This window comes from Georgenia satyanarayanai (assembly GCF_900116375.1).
GTDB classification, from domain to species: Bacteria; Actinomycetota; Actinomycetes; order Actinomycetales; family Actinomycetaceae; genus Oceanitalea; species Oceanitalea nanhaiensis.
Window position 1 is genome coordinate 234,923 of record NZ_UETB01000002.1, and the last position, 17,612, is coordinate 252,534.

The following is a 17,612-nucleotide window of genomic DNA, read 5'->3' on the forward strand; positions in this document are numbered from 1 at the left end:
TCCTTAGGCGAGGAGGTCCAGGCCGCCGTGGCGGACGGGCGTGGTGGGGGCGGGGGCCGGGTCGGCCGTGGCGGTGGCGGTGGCGGCGGCGAGACGCTCGCCGTCCCGCGCGGGGGCGGCGGGTCGCTCGGCGGGGTTGCGCTGGTCACTCTCGGACCCGAGGTCGAGCTCGGCCCGCAGGCCGGTGGCGGCCAGCTCACGGCGCAGGTCGTGCAGGGCCCCGCGCAGGGCGTCCTTGGCGGCGTCGGTCATGCCGTGCAGCTCGATGCGCACGCCGTCGGCGCCGATGTGGGCCGAGACCCGGACGGGCCCGAGGTCCTCGGGGTCGACGCGCACATGAAGGGTGTGGTGCCCCTCGGGTGCCGTGCGCAGGCGGGACAGGGCAGAGGCCAGCTGCGTGCCGAGCGGCTGCTGCGGCGGGGCAGCAGGCGCGGGCGCGGCGGGCTGCTCGGCACGGGTGCCCCCCTCCGTCCGCGCCGGCTGGTCGACCCGGAGGGTGCCCTCGACGGCGAGCGTGGGCCCCTCGGGCGCCGTCCGCGGCTGTTCGCCGGCCGCGGGCGGCACGACCGCGGCCGGTGCGACGGCAGTCGGCACGGCGGTCGGCGTGGACGCGACTGCCACGGGCTCGGCGGGCGCGGCGACGACGGCGGGAGGGCCGGAGGTCACCTGCGCCGCGCCCGCTGAGGGCTGGGGGTCCGTCAGGAGGGTGCCGATGGCGCGCACCTCTCCGGGGACGGCCGGGGTGGCGCCGTGCGCGGGGCGCGGGCCGGAAGCGGACTCGACGGCCTCGACGGCTGCCGGGGCTGCGGCCGAGGCGGTGGCGGGTGCAGCAGGCGCGGCAGGATCGGCCGGTGCGGCAGGTGCGGCAGGTGCGGCAGGAGCGGCAGGAGCGGCAGGAGCGGCAGGAGCGGCAGGAGCGGCAGGTGCGGCAGGTGCGGCAGTCTCACCGGCGGGCACCTGGGTGGTGAGGGCCTCGGTCGCAGTCACCGGGACCGTGGGGGCCGTCGTGGCCCCCGGCACGGCGGTGGCGGTGGCGGTGGCGGTGGCGGTGGCGACACTGTCGGTGCTGCCCTCGGCCTGCGCCGTCCCGACCGTCCACCCGGGGAGCACCGGGAGCGAGGTGCTCTCGGCGCCCTCGGTGCCCTCGCTGCTCTCCCCCGGCACCGCCGTGGCGGGCTCGACGCCGGGCGCGTCGGCACCAGCCGCGTCGTCGGGCAGGGTCGCCGCCGCGAGGCTGGCGGCGAAGGCGTCGCCGCTGCCGCTGCGGCCGGCCGCGGGACGGCCGGTGGCCGCCGGGGCCGGAGCGGGCGCGGTGGGAATGGCGATGCTCATCAGGCCCCCGTCGGCAGGACGCGGCGGATGGTCGTGGGCGGAGTCGTCATCTCGGCGAGCTTGACCTTCTCCCCCGGGTAGGGGGCGTGGATCCACTTGTTGTCACCGGCGTAGATGCCGATGTGGCCGCCGCCGCGGGTGACGACGAGGTCACCGGGCCGTGCCTGGTCGATCGAGGGCACCTCGGTGCCGATCTTCATCTGGTCGCGGGCCACGCGGGGCACGTCCACACCGAGGTCCTTCATCGCGAGCTGGACGAGCCCGGAGCAGTCCAGACCACCCTCGGACAGGCTCTCCCCGCCCCACACGTAGGGCACGCCGAGGTACTTCTTGGCCGACTCCACGAGGGCGGCACCCGTGCCGGGCGCGGCTGTGGTCGCGACGCCACCGGCCGCGGCAGCGGGGGCGGCCGCCGTCGTCGTCCCGCCCGTGAGGGCCGAGGCGACGGACGAGGCGGAGACGCCGGTGGTGGTCTCGCTGGTGAGCGCGGCCGCGAGCGCGCCGCCGAAGTCGGTGGCGGGCCGGGTGGTCGCGGGCGTGGCGGGCGGCTGGCTGACGGCGCTGATGGCGCTCTGCAGCTCGACCATCCGGGCCTGCACGGCGGCGATGCTCATCGGGTGGCCTCCCGGGAGCGCATGCGCTGGGAGGCGACCTCGTCGAGCGTGACCTGCTCAGCGTGGTTCTCCTCGTCCTGCTCGGCCAGGCGGTGGCGCTCGGCGAGCTTGGCGATGGTCGTGCTGCGGCGGCGGGCCGCCGACCACTCCCCCTGCGCTGTCTGCTCGTCGGCCTGCGCGAGCTCGGCCACGGTCGCGGCCTCGACGGCCGACGCGCTGGCCGCGGCGCGTGCGGCGACGGCGGCCTGCCAGCTGAGGACGTCCACCTCGGTGGGCAGGTGCGCGGTGTCGAGAGCAGCCAGCGCCTGGGCGGTGCGGGAGTCGGCGGTCCGTCGGAACTCGCGGCGCTGCACGAGGGCGGCCGTCGCGCGGTCCTCCTCCATCTGGCGCAGCCGGGCCACGCTCTGCAGCCGGAACGGCCTCATGACATCACTCCCATTCCCGCGACGAGCGCGCTCAGGTGGCCCCAGGACTGCTCCGCGTCGACCGTGTCGGCGACGTCCTGGCGGAGGAAGGCGTCGATCGCGTCGGCATGTGCGACCGCGGCGTCGACCCGGGGGTTGGAGCCGGCGACGTAGGCGCCGACATCGATGAGGTCCTGCGCCTGGCGGCGGGCCGCCAGGACCGAGCGCAGGGCGGTGGCCGCGGCCCGCTGCTCCGCCGTCGTCACCCGGGAGGCGACGCGCGAGATGGAGGCGATCGCGTCCACGCTGGGGAAGTGGCCGGTGACGGCGAGCTTGCGGTCCAGGACGACGTGGCCGTCGAGGATGGAGCGGGCGGCGTCGGCGATCGGCTCGTTGTGGTCGTCGCCGTCGACGAGGACGGTGTAGATGCCGGTCACGGAACCGGTCGAGCCGGTCCCCGCGCGCTCGAGGAGCTGGGCGAGCATCGAGAAGGTCGACGGCGGGTAGCCGCGGGTGGCGGGCGGCTCACCGACGGAGAGGCCGATCTCGCGCTGGGCCATGGCGGCGCGGGTGAGGGAGTCCATCATGAGGACGACGTCGGTGCCCTGGTCGCGGAAGTACTCGGCCACGCGGGTGGCGGTGAACGCGGCCCGCAGACGGACCACCGGCGGCTCGTCCGACGTCGCGACGACGACGACGGAGCGGGCCAGCCCCTCGGGGCCGAGGTCGTCCTCGAGGAACTCGCGGACCTCGCGGCCGCGCTCGCCGACGAGAGCGATGACGTTGACGGTCGCGTCGGTGCCGCGGGCGATCATCGACAGCAGGGAGGACTTGCCCACGCCGGAGCCGGCGAAGAGGCCCAGCCGCTGGCCGCGGCCGGCGGTGACGAGCGTGTCGAGGACCCGCACGCCGAGGGACAGCGGCTGGTCGACGCGGGCACGCTCGAGGGCGGAGGGGGCCTGCGCGGTGACGGGCACGGAGTCCTCCACGCGCAGCGGACCCTTGCCGTCGATGGGCCGGCCCAGGCCGTCGAGCACGCGCCCGAGCAGCCCCTGGCCCACGCCGATGGTGAGCGGGTGGCCGGTGGAGCGGGCGGGGGCGCCGATGCGCAACCCGTCGACCGGTCCGAGCGGCATGCAGCGGCTGGAGTCACGGCCCAGGCCGACGACCTCGGCGCCCACGGTCCAGCCGCCGGCGTCGATGTCGACGAGGTCCCCGACGGCGAGGGGCAGGCCGGTCACCTCGACGGTGAGCCCGACGACGGAGCGGACCACACCCACCCGCTGGGGGCGGGCGACGGTGAGGGCGCGCTGCCAGCGTCCGGCGGGCCGGGCGGTGGGCGTGGCGAGCTGGACGGTCACTCCGTGACCTCCAGGGCGTCGCGGACGCGGGAGACAGCGGCACCGACGCGCGCGTCGAGGTAGCCCTCCTCGAGCTCGCTCACCGCGTCCCCGCGCCCGAGGGCGGGGTCCGCGACGAGCTCGACGCCGGCGGGGAGGCCCAGCTCGGCCGGGAGGGAGTCGAGGGTCGCCGTGAGGTGGGCGAGGTCCTCGGGGTTGAGGCGGACGCGGACCAGGCCTTCGTCGCGCACCGACAGCGCGCGGCGCAGCGCGGACCGCGCGGAGGCGTCGCCGTCGCCGAGCTCGGCACCCAGCACGGTCTCGGCGAGGTCGACGGCAGCGCGGGTCAGCGCACCCTGGGCCTCGCTGAGGACGGGGGCGGCGCGGTGGCGGGCGGCCTCGGCTGCCCGGGCCAGCACGCTCAGTGCCTCCTGGGCCGCGGTCGCGGCCTGCTGGGCGCGGACGGCCAGCTCCTCGGCGGCACGGCGGCGCTGCTCCTCGGCGTCCTGGGCGGCGGCCCGGGCACCGGCGGACCAGCCGGCGGTGTACCCGCTGGAGTAGCCGGCCGCCACGGACGCCGCCTCGGGCCGGGAGGCGTGGAGCGGGGTGAACACGGGACCCTGGGTGACCTCAAGAGACATACTCGTCCTCCGCGTCCCGGCGCACGACGATCTGGCCGGACTCCTCGAGCGTGCGGATGACCTTGACGATGGCGCCGCGGGCGTCGTGGACCTCCGAGACGCGCACCGCACCGGCGATCTCCATCTCGTCGACGAGGTCCAGGCGGGCGCGCTCGGAGAGGTTGCGCTTGATCTTCTCGGTGAGCTCCGCGGAGGTGCCCTTGAGCGCGAGCGCGAGACCGCTCGTGTCGGTCTGGCGCAGGACGAGCTGGACGGCGCGGTCGTCGAGGTGGATGACGTCCTCGAAGGTGAACATGAGGCTGCGGACCTGCTCGGCGAGGGCCTCGTCGCGCTGGCCGAGCTCCTCGAGGATCTGCTTCTCGGTGCTCGGGTCGGCGCGGTTGAGGATCTCGACGAGGGGCTGGATGCCGCCCACCGCCGTCGTCGGCTCACCGGCGGTCAGCACGTGGCCGGCGCGCCGCTGGAGGCTGTCGGCGATGGTCATCACGGCGTCCGGGCTCGCCTGCTCCATCGTGCCGATGCGCATCGCGACGTCGGCACGCTCGGCCGGCGGGAGGCCGGCCATGATGGCCGAGGCCCGCTCGGGGCGCAGGTGGGCGAGGACCACGGCCATGGTCTGGGGGTGCTCGCCGTTGATGAGGGACAGGACCTGACGGGGCTCGGCCTGCTGGAGGAAGTCGAAGGGCTGGCCGGCCAGCAGGGTGGTGAGCCGACCCATGACGAGGCTGGCGCGCTCGGCGCCGAGGGAGTCCTCGAGGAGGCGCTGGGCGTACTCGAGGCCCCCGTGGCCGGCGACGGGCGCGCCGCCGTTGGCCTGGTCGTAGAACTCGACGAGGACCTGGTCGGCGATGGCGGAGGGCACCGTCTCCATCCGCGCGATCTCGGCGGAGATCTCCTCGACCTCCTGCTCCTCGAGCAGGGCGAGCACCTTGGTGGCGCGCTCGTGGCCGAGCTGGAGCAGCACGACGGCGGCCTTCTGCGGGCTGGTGAGGTTCACTGCTTGACCGCCATCCACTGGCGCAGCCGGTCGGCGACCGCGCTCGGGTCCTCGTCGGCCATGGCGACGACGCCCAGGCGGGCTGCCTCGGTGGCGTCGGGCTCGATGGCGCGCACCTCCGGGGCGGGCTCGAGGAAGCTGGTGTCCGGCTCGAGGGGCTCGGGCTCGGGCAGCTGGCTGACCTCGAGCTCGCCGAGGTCGATGTCCTCACGGTCCCGACCGCGTCGTGCGCGGCGCAGGACGGCGAGGAGGACGACGAGGAGGACGACGGCGATGATCCCGCCGCGGATGAGGGCGTCGCGCTGGGCCGCGGCAGCGGCAGCGGCCTCGGCGTCCGCCTGGGCGTCGAGCGCCTGCTGGGCGGCGTCGGCCGTCGAGGTGTCGAAGGCCATCTGCGCGACGGCCACCTGGTCACCACGCGCCACGTCGACGCCCGCCGCCACGGCGACGATGTCCTCGAGCTCCTCGACGGTGATGCCGGCGGCGGCGACGGAGTCGACGACGACGGACACGGACTGGCGGGTGACACCACCGGGGTTGACGGTCGTCAGCTCGGTGACCTTGTTGACGGCGTTGTTCGTCGTCGCGTCCTCGCGGGTGTAGGTGCCGGCCTCCCCACCGTTGGGCACGGCGATGTTGTCCGGGCCGAGCACGCCGCCGACGGCCTGGCCGCCGCCCTCGTACTCCTCGGTGCTGCGGGACTCGCTCAGCGGCGGGGTGCCGTCCGCGGGAGTGAAGGTCTCGCTCGTGCGCTGGGTCTGGTCGCGGCCGAGCTCGGCGTTGACCGACACGACGGCGTTGCCGGCGCCGACCACCCGGTTGAGCATGGTCTGCACCTGTCCGGCGACGCGTTCCTCGTACTCGGTGGCGCCGTCGGGCCCGCCACCGCCCGGGGAGGCGGTGAGGACGGCGCCCTCGGCGTCGATGACCGACACGTTGAGCGGGTCCATTCCCGCGACGGCGGAGGAGACGAGGTTGACGACCGCCTGCACGGAGCCGGAGTCGATCGTCTTGCCCGTCTCCGCCTGGACGAAGACGGAGGCGGTGGGCTCGGGGGCGGTCTCGGTGAAGACGCTCTCCTCGGGCAGGGCGAGGTGGACCGTCGCGGTGGACACGCCGTCGAGCGCGCGCACCGTCTTGGCGAGCTCGCCCTCGAGGGCGCGCTGGTAGCTGACCTGCTGCTGGAAGTCCGAGCTCGTCATGCCCATGTCGTCGAGGAGGCTGTAACCACCCTCCTCGGTGGGCAGCCCCTCGGCGGCGAGCGCGATGCGCTGGTCGTAGACCGACTCGGCGGGCACGAGGACCGTGGCGCCGCCGTCGGTGAGCTCGTAGGTGACGCCGGCGGCCGTGAGCTGGTCGACGACGGCGGAGGCGTCCTCGCCGGAGAGGCCGCTGAACAGCGGGCTCATCGTCGGCCGGTTGGCCCACGACGTGGCGACGACGATGCCCAGGACGAGGGCGGCGATCCCGATGAGGGCGAGCGTCTTCTGGGGGAGGCTGAACTCCCCCACCCGCTCCTTCAGGCGCGCGAACGCGCCGGTGACGGCGGCGGGCATCAGGCCTGCATCCGCATGATCTCGTTGAACGCGTCGACAGCCTTGTTGCGCAGCGCGACGGTGAGCTCCAGGGCGACCGCGGCCTCGGTGGCGGCGATCGTGTAGTCGTGGACGTCCTCGAGGTCACCGGTGACGGCCTTGAGCGCGAGGTCGGAGGAGACCTCCTGCTTCTGGCTGACGCCGTCGATGGCCGAGGCGAGCGCAGAGCCGAAGGCGCTGCCGTCGCTCGCGGCCGGGTCGACGGCCTCGAGGCCGTCGAGGTAGCCGGTGGGCGCGACGCTGGTGAGGGCTTCGATCGCGGGGACGGACATCAGTTTTTCCCGATCTGAAGTGCGGACTGGTAGCTCTCCCGGGCTCGGTCCACGACCGCCGCGCTGGCCTGGTAGCCGCGCTGGGCCATGATGAGCTGGGTCATCTGGCTGGACATGTCGACGTCGGGGTAGCGCACGTACCCCTCCTCGTCGGCGAGGGGGTGGTCGGGCTCGTGGACCATGCGGCCCTCGGCGTTGCCGAGCTCGATGCCGGCCACCTGCGCGCCGGCGGGCTCGCCGTAGCTCATCGCGGTGGCGACGACGTAGCGGGCCTGGAAGGCGGCGCCGTCGGTCGGGCTGGCGTTGTTGGCGTTGGCGAGGTTGTCGCTGACGGCGTCCAGCCACTTGCGGTGGACGGTCATGCCGGTCGAGGCGATGCCGATGGCGTCGAAGGTCATCAGGCGCTCCTGAGTGCGGTACGGATGGCGGTGAACCCGCCGTCGATGGAGCGGGTCGCCACCTGGTAGCGCAGGTTCGCGTCGATGTTCGCCAGCGTCTCGGTGTCGAGGTTGACGTTGTTGCCGTTCTCGCGCGTCGGCTCGAGGGAGCGGTCGACGCTCGCCTCGACGCCGGCGTCGCGGCCGGTACGGACCGCGTTGGCGAGGGCGTCCTCGAACTGCACCCGCCCGGCGAGGAAGCCGGGGGTGTTGACGTTGGCGATGTTGTCGGCGATGACTCGCTGGCGCAGCGAGAGCGCGTCGAGGGCGCTCTTCATCGCCACGGAGGTCACTGAATCGAACACGTGGGTCTAACCCCTTAGTGAAACTGCGGTACGTGCGGCCGATCCGTGGCCTGGTGGCGAGCTATCCGTGCTCACCCATCCCTGATCGGCAGCCGTCGGGGACGTGTGAGGGATTGATGGGGAGTTCTCCCCATTGAGCGCGACCGGACTCTCTGGCTGACTGGGCACGCCCCCGGACGCCGACGGCCGGTGCCTCCCGCTGCCCCCGGGACACCGGCGGTCGGCGCTCCTGTCGTGCCCGCCCGCGGGCATGCCAGAACACCGTGTGTCTTTCGGGTCCTATGAGAACCCGAAAAGACACACGGTGCTTGTCGGACGCTGGTCAGCCGGCGGCGTCGAGGTAGACCGGGCGGCGGGGCCCGCCGGCCCTGAGCACCTCGGTGAGCCGCGCCTGGCGTCGGCTGAGGACGAGCGCCTCGCTCAGCCGCTGGGCAACCTCCGCCTGACGCTCGAGGAGCAGCTCGGCACGCGCGCGCAGCGGCTCGGGCAGCGGCCCGAGGTCGGACGGCGGGGTCCAGGGCGAGGCGGGCCGGGCGACGTGGTCCCCCGCGAGCATCGCCTCGGTCTCGGCGACGTCGAGCTCGAGCTCGGTGAGCGCGGCCTCCCAGCGGGCACGGAAGGCGTCCGGCGCCACGGCGGTGACGTCCATCAGCCGACGGCGACGGCGGCGGCGGTGGCGGTACCGGGCATGGCAGCAGCCTGGTGCCAGGCGTCGCGGAGAGGGACGATGAGCGCGCGGCAGGCGGTGACCTTGGCGGCGTCGTGCGCGACGTTGGCGGTGACGAGCTCCGCGTAGAGGTAGTTGTAGATCTCCAGGAGCTGCGGACCTCCGTCCCAGGCGTCGACGTCCAGGCTGCAGCGCAGCTCGTGGATGATCTGCTGGGCGTGCCCGAGCTGCTCGTTGACTGCGGCGCGATCGCCGGACTCGAGGGCGACGACAGCTCGGTCGAGGTCGAGGAGCAGCCGGTCGTAGAGCATCGTGAGAAGCTGCGCCGGGGACGCGGTGGACAGCGACTCTCGGCGGAACTTGGCGAGCAGGGCAGCCTGGTTCATCGATGTCTCCTACTGCTTGCTGGCGTTGAGGCCGGCGATCTGGTTGGTCAGCCAGCTCTGCGTGGAGTTGAGCTGCGAGAGCCGGACCTCCATCGAGCTGAACTGCGCGACGAGCTGCGCGCGCCGGGCGCTGAGCCGCTCGTCCCACTTGGCGATCTGGGTCCCCAGGTCCCGGACGACTGACTCCTGGGAGGTGATCTTCCCGGTGAGGGAGCCCTCGGTCTTGTCGGACGCGCGTTCCGCCACCTCGCCCACCCGCGTCGCGAGGGCCTGGATCGTCTCCATCGTCGCCTTGGGGTCCTCCGCCATCGCCTTGTCGAAGGTCACCTTGTCGAGAGTGACCGCGCCGTAGCGGTCCATGGTGATGCCGACCGCGGCCGGGGACCGCCCGTTCACCGGGTTGGTCATCGCCGCCTGGATGTCGTTGGTGAGGAAGCGGATGGCGGAGTCACCGGAGAACAGGCCGCCGGTGACGACGGTGTTGCCGGAGCTGTCGGTCTCCGTCGTCGTGCGCGTGCGGGAGGCGATCTCGGACAGCACGACGGACACGTTGGCGACGAGCTCGTCGGCGAGCTTGCGCTGGGCGTCGGCGTCGGTCGTGACGGTGATCGTCACGGGGTCCGAGGACACCGTGCTGACGGTGAGGTCGACGCCCTCGAGGACGTCGGTGAAGGTGTTGGTCGCGCTGCTCAGCTCATAGCTGCCGGACGAGCCCGGCCACATCGCGATCGTGGCGTCCTTGGCCGTGGCGATGGCGTTGTCGGCCGAGGCGAGGGCCGGTACGGACGTGTCGGTGCCGGCGTGCACGGTGAAGCTGTTGGCCTCACCGGTCTTCCCGGTGAGCTGCAGGCTGTAGGTGGGGCTGGAGTCGGTCCCGCCGGTACGGACCCGCGTCGCAGTGATGCCGGTCTTGTCGGCCAGCGCGTTGATCGCGGCGGCGACGTCTTCCGGGTTCGGCGAGGACGGCGTGATGTCGTAGGTCTGTCCACCGGTGCCGAGCGTGAAGACCGCCTGGAGCTTCGTGGGGTCGAGGAGCGAGACCTGGCCGGAGGCGAGCTGGGTGACCTCGAGTGCGACGGTGCCGGCCCTGGCGGACTCGGAGCCGGCGACGGTGACGGTGTCGGACGACGACGAGGCCTTGGTGACCGCCCAGGACGCGGGATCCGCGACCTTGGTGGCTGCCGTGGCGAGGGAGGCCACCCTGCTGTTGAGCCCCTGGAGGGCCTGGACCAGCGTGGAGGCGACCGTCGACTTGTTCTTGAGCAGGACCTGCTGGTTCGCCTGGATCTTGACCAGACCGTCGATGATGGCGGTCGTGTCCAGACCGCTGGCCATGCCGTCGATGCCGATCGTCATCCGGCGACCTCCCGTGCGTGTGTGGTGGGCATGCGGCCGGCGGCCCGCCCAGGAGTGAGCGGGCCGCCGGTCAGTCGTGCAGTGCTACCGGGCCAGGCCCGGCGGCGGTCAGCGCAGCAGCGAGAGGATCGACTGCGGCATCTGGTTGGCCTGAGCCAGCATGGAGGTGCCGGCCTGCTGGAGGATGTTCGCGCTGGTGTAGCTGACCATCTCGTTGGCCATGTCGGTGTCGCGGATACGGGACTCCGACGCGGTGAGGTTCTCGACCGAGACCTGCAGGTTGTTGATGGTGTGGTCGAGGCGGTTCTGCTTCGCACCGAGCTCGGCACGGACCTTGGAGACCGTGTCGATGGCGGTGTCGAGCGTCGTGATGGCGGTGCTGGCGTTCGTCACGACGTCGAGGGCGTCCACGCCGAGGCCCGTGGAGCTCATCGCGGTGGCGATGTTCACGGTGATGACCTCGCCGGCGTTGGCGCCGACCTGGAACGTCTGGTCGGTGTAGGTGCCGTCGAGCAGGGCGCGACCGTTGAACTGGGTCTGCGAGGCGATGTCGTCCAGACCAGCGGCGAGCTCGTCGACCTCCGCCTGGATGTTGGTCTTGGCGGTGTCACTGAGCGCACCGGTGTTGGACGCCTGGACGGACAGGTCACGCATCCGCTGGAGGATGGCGTGCGTCTCGGTGAGCGCACCCTCAGCGGTCTGGACGACGGAGATGCCGTCCTGAGCGTTGCGGACGGCGACGTTGAGGCCACCGATCTGGGAGCGCAGGCCCTCCGAGATCGCCAGGCCCGCGGCGTCGTCGGCCGCGCGGTTGATGCGGAAGCCGCTGCTCAGCTTCTCGAGGGAGGAGCTGAGGTCGTTCTGCGTGTTCGCCAGGTTGCGGTACGAGTTCATCGCGGCGACGTTGTTCTGCACGGAGAGTGCCATGGTTGTTCCTCTTCTTCCTGAAGTGTGGTGTCTCGATCGCCCTTCCATGGGCGATCACACGTACTCATCGGACGCCCCTCAGCGGTGATGAGAAGTTTCGAGCGGGGAGTTTCTCAGGCGTGGGAGACGAGCCCGGGAGCGAGCACGTCGAGCTGGACCGCGAGCTCGGCCTCGTCCTCCGGTGCGACCGCGCCAAGGGCGGCCTCCAGCGCCGGGAGCGCGCGCGCGTCGTCATACGCGAAGAGCGCCAGCGCGGCCGCCCGTGCCCGCTGAAGCGCCGGCACGTCCGCGTCCGTCGCTGTGGCGGCGAGCGGGCAGTACTCCGCCATGCCGGCACTGCGCAGGCGGGCGGACCATGTCGCCGCCTCCTCGAGGCCGGCGAGGTCGTGCGGGAAGCTCAACCGGCTCCCGCACAGGAGGGTGGCCAGGTCGGTGGGGCGCACCTGCGCCATCGCGTCGAGCACGGCACGCCCCTCCGCGCCGGTGTCCTGGGTGCACACGACGGCCAGCACCTGCCACACGTCGTCCGGCAGCGCACCGGCGAAGGCGCGCACGCCCTCCTCGCCCAGCCAGGTCACGAGCTCCCGCGGTCCACCGGGCAGCACTCCCGCCCGTGCGGCACGTTCCGCCGCACTCAGCGCCTCAGCGCGGCGTCCTAGCTTCCACAGCGCCCACACCTCGTACTGGGCGTAGTCGACCCGCCGCACGCGCCGACCGAGGGCGTCGACCATCGTGGTCGGGATGCAGTCCAGGGCATCGAGGGTGCGCTCCGCGGAGCCCTCGGTCACGGCGAGCTGCATGAGGACGATGTCGGCCCAGACCCGGTTGCCCGTGACCGCCACGAGGCGGTCGACCCAGGTCCGCGCGAGCTCGGGCTTGCCGCACTTGCGTGCCGCCGCCAGGGCCATGGCTCCCGCGAGGAGCTCCATGGCGATGTCGGCGAGCGCTCCGCCCTCGTGGATCTCCTCAGCAAGCTCAAGTGCCTCGTCCGCTCTCCCCACGGCGCTCAGCGAGCGTGCCAGGTTGGCCTGCTTGATGGCGTACTCGGCGGGGCGCTCGTCACGGCTCGGTCTGGCGTCCGCGAGCTCCTGCTGCGCGAGCTCGAGGTTGCGGTAGGCGCGCTCGGCCATCGCCTCTGGCCCCTCCGCGTAGCCGGCGTGCCGGATGGACGCTCCGGCCAGCGGGCGGATCACCATCGGACGGCCGGGACGATTGACGACCTGCTCGTGGAGGGCGCCGGCATAGGTCCCGTCGGCACGTCGGAACAGCCGGATCGAGGCAACCGGGGAGTCCGCGGCGCCGGGCGCGAGGACCCGCGCCGCAATCGTCACGGTGAGGAAGTTGGCCTGCGCCTCACGAAGGGCCCGGCGGACGGAGCGGGCGCTCGCCTCGAAGGTCTCGTCGGCGTCGATGATGAGCACCCAGTCGCTCGTCGCGTGCTCGAGCGCCCGGTTGCGTGCCTCGCCGAAGTTGTCGTTCCAGTACCCCTCGACCACCGCGTCGGTGAACTGCCGGGCTATCTCGACGGTCCGGTCGGTCGAGCCGGTGTCGTAGACGACGATCTCGTCCGCCCACCGCACCGACGCGAGGCAGCGCGCGAGATAGTCCTCCTCGTCCTTGACGATGAGGACGGCAGAGATGGTCGGGTCAGGCTGTCGCGCCACGCGGGTCTCCTCGACGGTTGGAGGGAGGTCTCCTCCGTCTCATCGACCAGCGTGGCGCGATCCTGAGCCGATCTCAGACCGCTTCGCTGATCACCGGAGGGGTGGCGACCTCGACCACCGTCCGCAGCGCCGTCGCGCTGGCCCGCTGGGCCACGGCGGCGTAGTAGGCCTGACGGCGCTTCTCGGCGACACCCGGCACGTCGGAAGCGACCGGAGCGAGCTCCGGGTCCAGTGCCGTGTTCATCGCGTCGCGCAGCATGCCCAGGGCCTGGGTCCGCAGCTGGCTGATCCGTGACTGGGTGACGCCGAGCTCGGCAGCGAGCTCGGCGACGGGGCGCTCCTCGAAGAAGATCCCCTGGACGACGGCCCTCAGGTTCTCCGGCAGCTCGCCGACGCCGGCGGTGAGGTAGCGGAGGCGCTCGTCGACGACGATGCGCTCCTCCGGGTTCGGGGCCTTGTCGCTGATGCTGCCCGTGGCGTCGGTGGTGTCGGCGTCCAGGGAGACCACCCGGCGCTGCGCGTCGTCGCGGATCGAGCGCAGCTCGTCGACACCCACGCCCATCGCCTGCGCCAGCTCGTCCGGGCGCGGGGCGCGACCGAGGTCGCCGGTGAGGCGCTCGGTCAGCTCGGCCAGGCGACGGGCGCGCTGCCGGGTGCCGCGGGAGGCCCAGTCCATGCCGCGCAGCTCGTCGAGGATCGCGCCGCGGATACGGGTGGAGGCGTACCGCGCGAACGGGACACCGAGGTCGGCGTTGAAGCCTCGGGCGGCCTGGACCAGCGCCAGGGACCCGGCAGCGGCGAGCTCGTCGCGCTGCACGTGGGTCGGAACCCGTCGAATCATCTCACTCACGTGGTAACCCACGAGCGCGAGGTGCTGCTCGATGAGTTCGTCCTGCTCGCGACGCTCAAGCGCCATGGTCGTACCCCCAGGTCGGGACCCGCCGCAATGCGAACGGGCCCCTGCAGTTGTGATCGTTGAATGTGGTCGTCCTGTCGATCTCGGTGCGAGATTGCCCCGACAGGTGACGACTACTCGGTCAGCATGGTGGCTGCTCCTACGAAAGTACAAGGCGTTGATATTGTGATGTGGCTCACATCCCGTCCCGTGAAGCGGTCCTGCCCCGCTGCATCGACGCACGAGTAGGTCAGAGGTCCCGCAGTCGCGTTGCGCACCCTGTGACGGTCGTCTCATCCCAAGGAAGGAGTCGTTGTCGCAAGGAGGAACTGTGCCCCCAACGCTCACACCGACCACGGCCCTGCCGATGGACAGGACCGTGATGGTGAACGCAACGGCCCCGAACGGAGAAGTGACAATGCTCGGCTCCCTCTCCGACCTCCTCTGGCGCGAGCGCGACCTGCTGGAGTCGCTGCGATACCGGCTGGAGGTCGAGCACCTGCTCCTTGCCGCCGGGCGCACCGAGCTGCTGCCGGTCGCGGTCCGGGAGGTCGACGACGTCCTCGCCCTCATCCGCACGGCCGAGCTGGCCCGTGCGGCCGAGGTCGCGGCGGCGGTCACGGCGCTCGGCCTGGCCGACGGCGCAAGCCTGCTCGACCTCGCCACCGCGGCCCCGGCGCCGTGGGACGGGATCCTCCTCGAGCACCGTGTCGCCTTCCTCACCCTCACCACGGAGATCGCCACCGTCGCCGAGACGAACCGCGACTTCCTCATGGCCAGCCACCACGCGACGCAGGAGACGCTCATGTCCCTCCACGAGAGCGTCGACGTCTACGACGAGCGCGGCGGCACGTCGCGCGGCATGGCCGACGCCCACCTCGTCGACAAGTCTCTGTGAGAGGTCACCCATGAGCTCCTTCTCCGCACTCAACGGTGCTTTCACCGCCCTCACCGCCCAGCGCGTCGCGCTCGAGGTGACCGGGCAGAACATCTCCAACGTCAACACCGCCGGCTACACGCGCCAGCGCGCGGGCATGGAGGCCATCACCGGCACGACCGGCCCGACGATGTTCGCGACGTCCGGCGCCCAGGGCACCGGCGTCCGCATCACGTCGATCGACCGGCTGGGTGACATCTTCCTCGAGACCAAGCTGCGCACCCAGACCTCCTCCACCGCCCGGCTCGAGGTCGTGGCCCAGAGCTGGTCGCTCGTGGAGACGACGCTCAAGGAGCCCGGCGAGAACGGCCTCGCGGCCGGCCTCGACACGTTCTTCACCTCGTGGGACGACGTCGCCAACCGGCCCGACGACGCCGCGGCCCGGTCGGTGCTGCTCGGGAACGCCACCGCCCTGGCGTCGTCCCTCGCCAACGGCTACCGCGCCGCGGCCAACCAGTGGGACAGCACCCGCGCACAGGCCGACGCCATGGCCGTGGACGTCAACACCGCCGCCGTGGCCGTCGCCGACCTCAACGGCCGCATCCGGGACGCCCAGGTGTCGGGCAACAACGCCAACGCCCTCATCGATCAGCGCGGCGTGCTCCTCGACGGGCTCGCCGCCATGGTCGGCGGCGAGGTCCGCGAGCGCGCCGACGGGAGCGTCGACGTGATGATCAGCGGCAACGCGCTCGTGCGCGGTGACCGCTCCTACGCCGTCGCCGTCCACGGCAGCGCCACGCTTGCGAACCTCACCTCCGCGGGGACCGAGCCCGCCGAGGGCTGGGGCAGCCAGGACGGACCGGCACGCCTCGTGTGGGCCGCGACCGGCAACTCGGCCGCCTCCTCCGGAGGACGCGTCGTCGGCCTCATCGACTCGATCGCGCCCGACGGTCCCGTCACCGGTCTCGCGCGGACCTACGACGAGGTCGCCACCACCCTGGCGACCGAGGTCAACGCCCTGCACTCCTCCGTGCCCGGCGCCGACGGCAGCTCGCGCGACTTCTTCGCGCTCTCCCCCGCCGGCACGCCGCCCGCCCTGTCCCTGAGCGTCGCCGTCACCCGCGACCAGGTGGTCGCGGGCAACCCGGGCGAGATCGACGGCACGCTGGCCGCGCGGATCGCCGAGCTCGGCAGCGCCCGCGAGCAGTGGGCCAGTGCCGTGACCCAGATCGGCGTGAGCAGCGGGGCCGCCTACCGTCGGGCGCAGGCCGCCGAGAGCACGCGGACCACCGCCGAGTCGCAGCTGCTCTCACAGACGGCCGTCGACCTCGACGAGGAGAGCGTCAACCTCGTGATGTACCAGCGAGCCTACGAGGCCTCGGCCCGGGTCATCACGACCATCGACCAGATGCTCGACACCCTGATCAACCGCACCGGCGTGGTGGGAAGGTAATCCGATGATCGGCCGCGTCACCCAGCAGGGGCTCCAGCGAGCGTCCCTCAACCAGCTCCAGACCAACCTCTCCGAGCTCGCGCGACTCCAGGAGCGCCTCACCACGGGCAAGGTCATCACCAAGCCCTCCGACGATCCCGCGGGCACCGTGGACGCCATGCGGCTGCGCTCGGACCAGCGGACGACGGCGCAGCACGCGCGCAACACCGCCGACGGCGACAGCTGGCTCACCACGGTGGACGGCGCCCTCGGCGACGCCCTCACCCAGCTGCGCCGCGCCCGGGACCTCACCCTCCAGGGCGCGAGCACCGGGTCCCAGGGCGCCGCGTCCCGCAGCGCCCTCGCCTCCGAGCTGCGCGCGACCGCGGACAGCATGCTCGAGGTCGCCAACACCACCTACCTCAACCGCTCCGTCTTCGCCGGCACCTCGACCGAGGCGGCCTTCACGCTGACCGACACCGGGACCGTCACCTACAGCGGCCGGCCCGGCGCGGAGGTGCTGCGCCAGGTCTCGGACACGACGAAGGTGCGGGTCGACTCCCCCGGCTCTGAGGTCTTCGGTGTCGACGTCGTGGACGCCGACGGCGAGCTGGTCCGCGACGCCGCCACGGGGGAGCCGGTCGGCATGTCCGTGTTCACCCTCCTGCGTGAGGTGGCGGCGAAGGTGGAGGCCGGCGACCCGGACGTCGGCCGGTTCGTCACCGAGATCGACACCCGGATGAACGCCTTCCTCGGTGAGGTCGGCAGCGTCGGGACCCGCCACAACCAGGTCCTCCAGGCGAAGGATGCCCTCGAGACGCGCGAGATCGCGCTGACCAACCAGCTGTCCTCCGTCGAGGACGCGGACCTCGCCAAGACGATCGTCGACCTCGAGCTCCAGGAGGTCGGCTACCAGGCGGCACTCGGGGCGACCTCCCGGGTGCTGCAGCCCAGCCTGTTGGACTTCCTGCGATGAGCGAGGACACCATGACCACGACCACGACCACGGCCCTCGAGACCGAGGCCGCCCTCCACTTCGTCACCCCGCCGCCGGGGCTGAGCCCGCTCACCGAGTTCGCGCTCAGCGCCGTCACCGAGGAGCTGTACTCGCTGCGGGCGGTCGACGCCGACGGCGTCCGCCTGTTTCTCGTCGACCCGCGGCCCTACTTCCCGGAGTACGCCCCGCGCGTGTCCGAGGAGGTCCTCGAGGAGCTCGGGACGACGGACCCCGCCGTCCTCGTCGTCGTGCGCCCCGGTGAGGGGCAGGCCCCCACGGCGAACCTCCTCGCACCGGTGCTCGTCGACCTGGCGACCGGGGCCGCGGTGCAGACCATCCTCGAGAACAGCGACGAGCCGCTGCGCGCGCCGCTCCCCCGCTGACTCGACCGACGCCGTCCCTAGGACGGTGTCGGCGGCGGCGGATATCCTCGACAACCACCGGAGACCCTCCGCCTCCGTGGGCACGTCCCCT

The 17,612-nt window shown here is 72.6% G+C and carries 20 protein-coding genes; 4 read left to right on the forward strand and 16 right to left on the reverse strand.

The genetic code is table 11. The features are described from left to right. Positions 1 to 3 precede the first annotated feature (3 nt). From DSZ44_RS18210 to DSZ44_RS05325, 16 genes are all read right to left on the reverse strand, one after another. Entirely contained in the window at positions 4 to 1,332 is a 1,329-nt protein-coding gene (locus tag DSZ44_RS18210) for a flagellar hook-length control protein FliK (RefSeq protein WP_181424539.1), read from the reverse strand. Then, complete coding sequence (locus DSZ44_RS05255) at positions 1,332 to 1,946, reverse strand: C40 family peptidase (RefSeq protein ID WP_258369246.1); 615 nt, start codon at positions 1,944 to 1,946, stop codon at positions 1,332 to 1,334. The genes DSZ44_RS18210 and DSZ44_RS05255 overlap by 1 nt, the downstream gene beginning before the upstream one ends. Continuing rightward, positions 1,943 to 2,371 (reverse strand): flagellar FliJ family protein, encoded by a 429-nt coding sequence (locus DSZ44_RS05260; RefSeq protein ID WP_110851551.1) that lies wholly within the window; start codon positions 2,369 to 2,371, stop codon positions 1,943 to 1,945. Before DSZ44_RS05260 ends, DSZ44_RS05255 begins: the two co-directional genes overlap by 4 nt. After that, positions 2,368 to 3,711: a FliI/YscN family ATPase gene (locus tag DSZ44_RS05265; RefSeq protein WP_110851552.1), complete on the reverse strand. Its 1,344-nt coding sequence runs from the start codon at positions 3,709 to 3,711 to the stop codon at positions 2,368 to 2,370. Before DSZ44_RS05265 ends, DSZ44_RS05260 begins: the two co-directional genes overlap by 4 nt. Further along, entirely contained in the window at positions 3,708 to 4,331 is a 624-nt protein-coding gene (locus tag DSZ44_RS05270) for a FliH/SctL family protein (protein ID WP_110851553.1), read from the reverse strand. Before DSZ44_RS05270 ends, DSZ44_RS05265 begins: the two co-directional genes overlap by 4 nt. Further along, positions 4,321 to 5,328, reverse strand: a complete 1,008-nt coding sequence (fliG, locus tag DSZ44_RS05275; protein WP_220035097.1) for a flagellar motor switch protein FliG — start codon at positions 5,326 to 5,328, stop codon at positions 4,321 to 4,323. The genes DSZ44_RS05270 and fliG overlap by 11 nt, the downstream gene beginning before the upstream one ends. After that, positions 5,325 to 6,884, reverse strand: coding sequence for a flagellar basal-body MS-ring/collar protein FliF (fliF, locus tag DSZ44_RS05280; RefSeq protein ID WP_110851555.1), 1,560 nt, complete (start codon positions 6,882 to 6,884; stop codon positions 5,325 to 5,327). Before fliF ends, fliG begins: the two co-directional genes overlap by 4 nt. Further along, positions 6,884 to 7,195 carry a flagellar hook-basal body complex protein FliE gene (gene fliE / locus DSZ44_RS05285; RefSeq protein WP_110851556.1) on the reverse strand — a complete coding sequence of 104 codons (312 nt, stop codon included), beginning with the start codon at positions 7,193 to 7,195 and terminating at the stop codon, positions 6,884 to 6,886. Before fliE ends, fliF begins: the two co-directional genes overlap by 1 nt. Next, the gene (locus DSZ44_RS05290; RefSeq protein ID WP_110851557.1) at positions 7,195 to 7,593 is read right to left on the reverse strand and encodes a flagellar basal body rod protein FlgC; all 399 of its coding nucleotides are present in this window, start codon (positions 7,591 to 7,593) and stop codon (positions 7,195 to 7,197) included. Before DSZ44_RS05290 ends, fliE begins: the two co-directional genes overlap by 1 nt. Next, the gene (locus DSZ44_RS05295; protein WP_110851558.1) at positions 7,593 to 7,937 is read right to left on the reverse strand and encodes a flagellar basal body rod protein FlgB; all 345 of its coding nucleotides are present in this window, start codon (positions 7,935 to 7,937) and stop codon (positions 7,593 to 7,595) included. Before DSZ44_RS05295 ends, DSZ44_RS05290 begins: the two co-directional genes overlap by 1 nt. 322 nt (positions 7,938 to 8,259) lie before the next feature. Further along, a complete protein-coding gene (locus tag DSZ44_RS05300; RefSeq protein WP_110851559.1) occupies positions 8,260 to 8,586 on the reverse strand; it encodes a hypothetical protein in 327 nt (108 codons plus the stop codon). Further along, entirely contained in the window at positions 8,586 to 8,990 is a 405-nt protein-coding gene (gene fliS / locus DSZ44_RS05305; protein ID WP_110851560.1) for a flagellar export chaperone FliS, read from the reverse strand. Before fliS ends, DSZ44_RS05300 begins: the two co-directional genes overlap by 1 nt. A gap of 9 nt (positions 8,991 to 8,999) precedes the next feature. After that, the gene (gene fliD / locus DSZ44_RS05310) at positions 9,000 to 10,346 is read right to left on the reverse strand and encodes a flagellar filament capping protein FliD (RefSeq protein WP_110851561.1); all 1,347 of its coding nucleotides are present in this window, start codon (positions 10,344 to 10,346) and stop codon (positions 9,000 to 9,002) included. 108 nt (positions 10,347 to 10,454) lie between these two features. Next, complete coding sequence (locus DSZ44_RS05315) at positions 10,455 to 11,273, reverse strand: flagellin N-terminal helical domain-containing protein (RefSeq protein WP_110851562.1); 819 nt, start codon at positions 11,271 to 11,273, stop codon at positions 10,455 to 10,457. Positions 11,274 to 11,386: 113 nt separating this feature from the next. Continuing rightward, positions 11,387 to 12,937 (reverse strand): glycosyltransferase family 2 protein, encoded by a 1,551-nt coding sequence (locus tag DSZ44_RS05320; protein ID WP_181424540.1) that lies wholly within the window; start codon positions 12,935 to 12,937, stop codon positions 11,387 to 11,389. A 73-nt stretch (positions 12,938 to 13,010) separates the two neighbouring features. Beyond that, positions 13,011 to 13,853 carry a sigma-70 family RNA polymerase sigma factor gene (locus tag DSZ44_RS05325; RefSeq protein ID WP_110851563.1) on the reverse strand — a complete coding sequence of 281 codons (843 nt, stop codon included), beginning with the start codon at positions 13,851 to 13,853 and terminating at the stop codon, positions 13,011 to 13,013. Positions 13,854 to 14,250: 397 nt separating this feature from the next. Here DSZ44_RS05325 and flgN point away from each other — a divergent pair, with 397 nt between their 5' ends. The 4 genes from flgN to DSZ44_RS05345 are packed head-to-tail and all read left to right on the forward strand — an operon-like array spanning position 14,251 to position 17,521. Continuing rightward, entirely contained in the window at positions 14,251 to 14,730 is a 480-nt protein-coding gene (flgN, locus tag DSZ44_RS05330) for a flagellar export chaperone FlgN (RefSeq protein WP_110851564.1), read from the forward strand. A gap of 10 nt (positions 14,731 to 14,740) precedes the next feature. Then, complete coding sequence (flgK, locus tag DSZ44_RS05335) at positions 14,741 to 16,162, forward strand: flagellar hook-associated protein FlgK (protein WP_110851565.1); 1,422 nt, start codon at positions 14,741 to 14,743, stop codon at positions 16,160 to 16,162. A gap of 4 nt (positions 16,163 to 16,166) precedes the next feature. Beyond that, a complete protein-coding gene (flgL, locus tag DSZ44_RS05340; protein WP_110851566.1) occupies positions 16,167 to 17,117 on the forward strand; it encodes a flagellar hook-associated protein FlgL in 951 nt (316 codons plus the stop codon). After that, positions 17,114 to 17,521, forward strand: coding sequence for a flagellar assembly protein FliW (locus DSZ44_RS05345; RefSeq protein WP_258369247.1), 408 nt, complete (start codon positions 17,114 to 17,116; stop codon positions 17,519 to 17,521). The genes flgL and DSZ44_RS05345 overlap by 4 nt, the downstream gene beginning before the upstream one ends. Positions 17,522 to 17,612 lie beyond the last annotated feature (91 nt).

Bases quoted from the DNA above. Each gene is read 5' to 3' on its own strand.
- fliD (WP_110851561.1), bottom strand. From the start codon at position 10,346: ATGACGATCGGCATCGACGGCATGGCCAGCGGTCTGGACACGACCGCC.
- DSZ44_RS05260 (WP_110851551.1), bottom strand. From the start codon at position 2,371: ATGAGGCCGTTCCGGCTGCAGAGCGTGGCCCGGCTGCGCCAGATGGAG.
- DSZ44_RS05270 (WP_110851553.1), bottom strand. From the start codon at position 4,331: ATGTCTCTTGAGGTCACCCAGGGTCCCGTGTTCACCCCGCTCCACGCC.
- DSZ44_RS18210 (WP_181424539.1), bottom strand. From the start codon at position 1,332: ATGAGCATCGCCATTCCCACCGCGCCCGCTCCGGCCCCGGCGGCCACC.
- flgL (WP_110851566.1), top strand. From the start codon at position 16,167: ATGATCGGCCGCGTCACCCAGCAGGGGCTCCAGCGAGCGTCCCTCAAC.
- DSZ44_RS05255 (WP_258369246.1), bottom strand. From the start codon at position 1,946: ATGAGCATCGCCGCCGTGCAGGCCCGGATGGTCGAGCTGCAGAGCGCC.
- DSZ44_RS05290 (WP_110851557.1), bottom strand. From the start codon at position 7,593: ATGACCTTCGACGCCATCGGCATCGCCTCGACCGGCATGACCGTCCAC.
- flgK (WP_110851565.1), top strand. From the start codon at position 14,741: ATGAGCTCCTTCTCCGCACTCAACGGTGCTTTCACCGCCCTCACCGCC.
- DSZ44_RS05325 (WP_110851563.1), bottom strand. From the start codon at position 13,853: ATGGCGCTTGAGCGTCGCGAGCAGGACGAACTCATCGAGCAGCACCTC.
- flgN (WP_110851564.1), top strand. From the start codon at position 14,251: ATGCTCGGCTCCCTCTCCGACCTCCTCTGGCGCGAGCGCGACCTGCTG.
- fliE (WP_110851556.1), bottom strand. From the start codon at position 7,195: ATGTCCGTCCCCGCGATCGAAGCCCTCACCAGCGTCGCGCCCACCGGC.
- DSZ44_RS05315 (WP_110851562.1), bottom strand. From the start codon at position 11,273: ATGGCACTCTCCGTGCAGAACAACGTCGCCGCGATGAACTCGTACCGC.
- DSZ44_RS05300 (WP_110851559.1), bottom strand. From the start codon at position 8,586: ATGGACGTCACCGCCGTGGCGCCGGACGCCTTCCGTGCCCGCTGGGAG.
- DSZ44_RS05345 (WP_258369247.1), top strand. From the start codon at position 17,114: ATGAGCGAGGACACCATGACCACGACCACGACCACGGCCCTCGAGACC.
- fliS (WP_110851560.1), bottom strand. From the start codon at position 8,990: ATGAACCAGGCTGCCCTGCTCGCCAAGTTCCGCCGAGAGTCGCTGTCC.
- fliF (WP_110851555.1), bottom strand. From the start codon at position 6,884: ATGCCCGCCGCCGTCACCGGCGCGTTCGCGCGCCTGAAGGAGCGGGTG.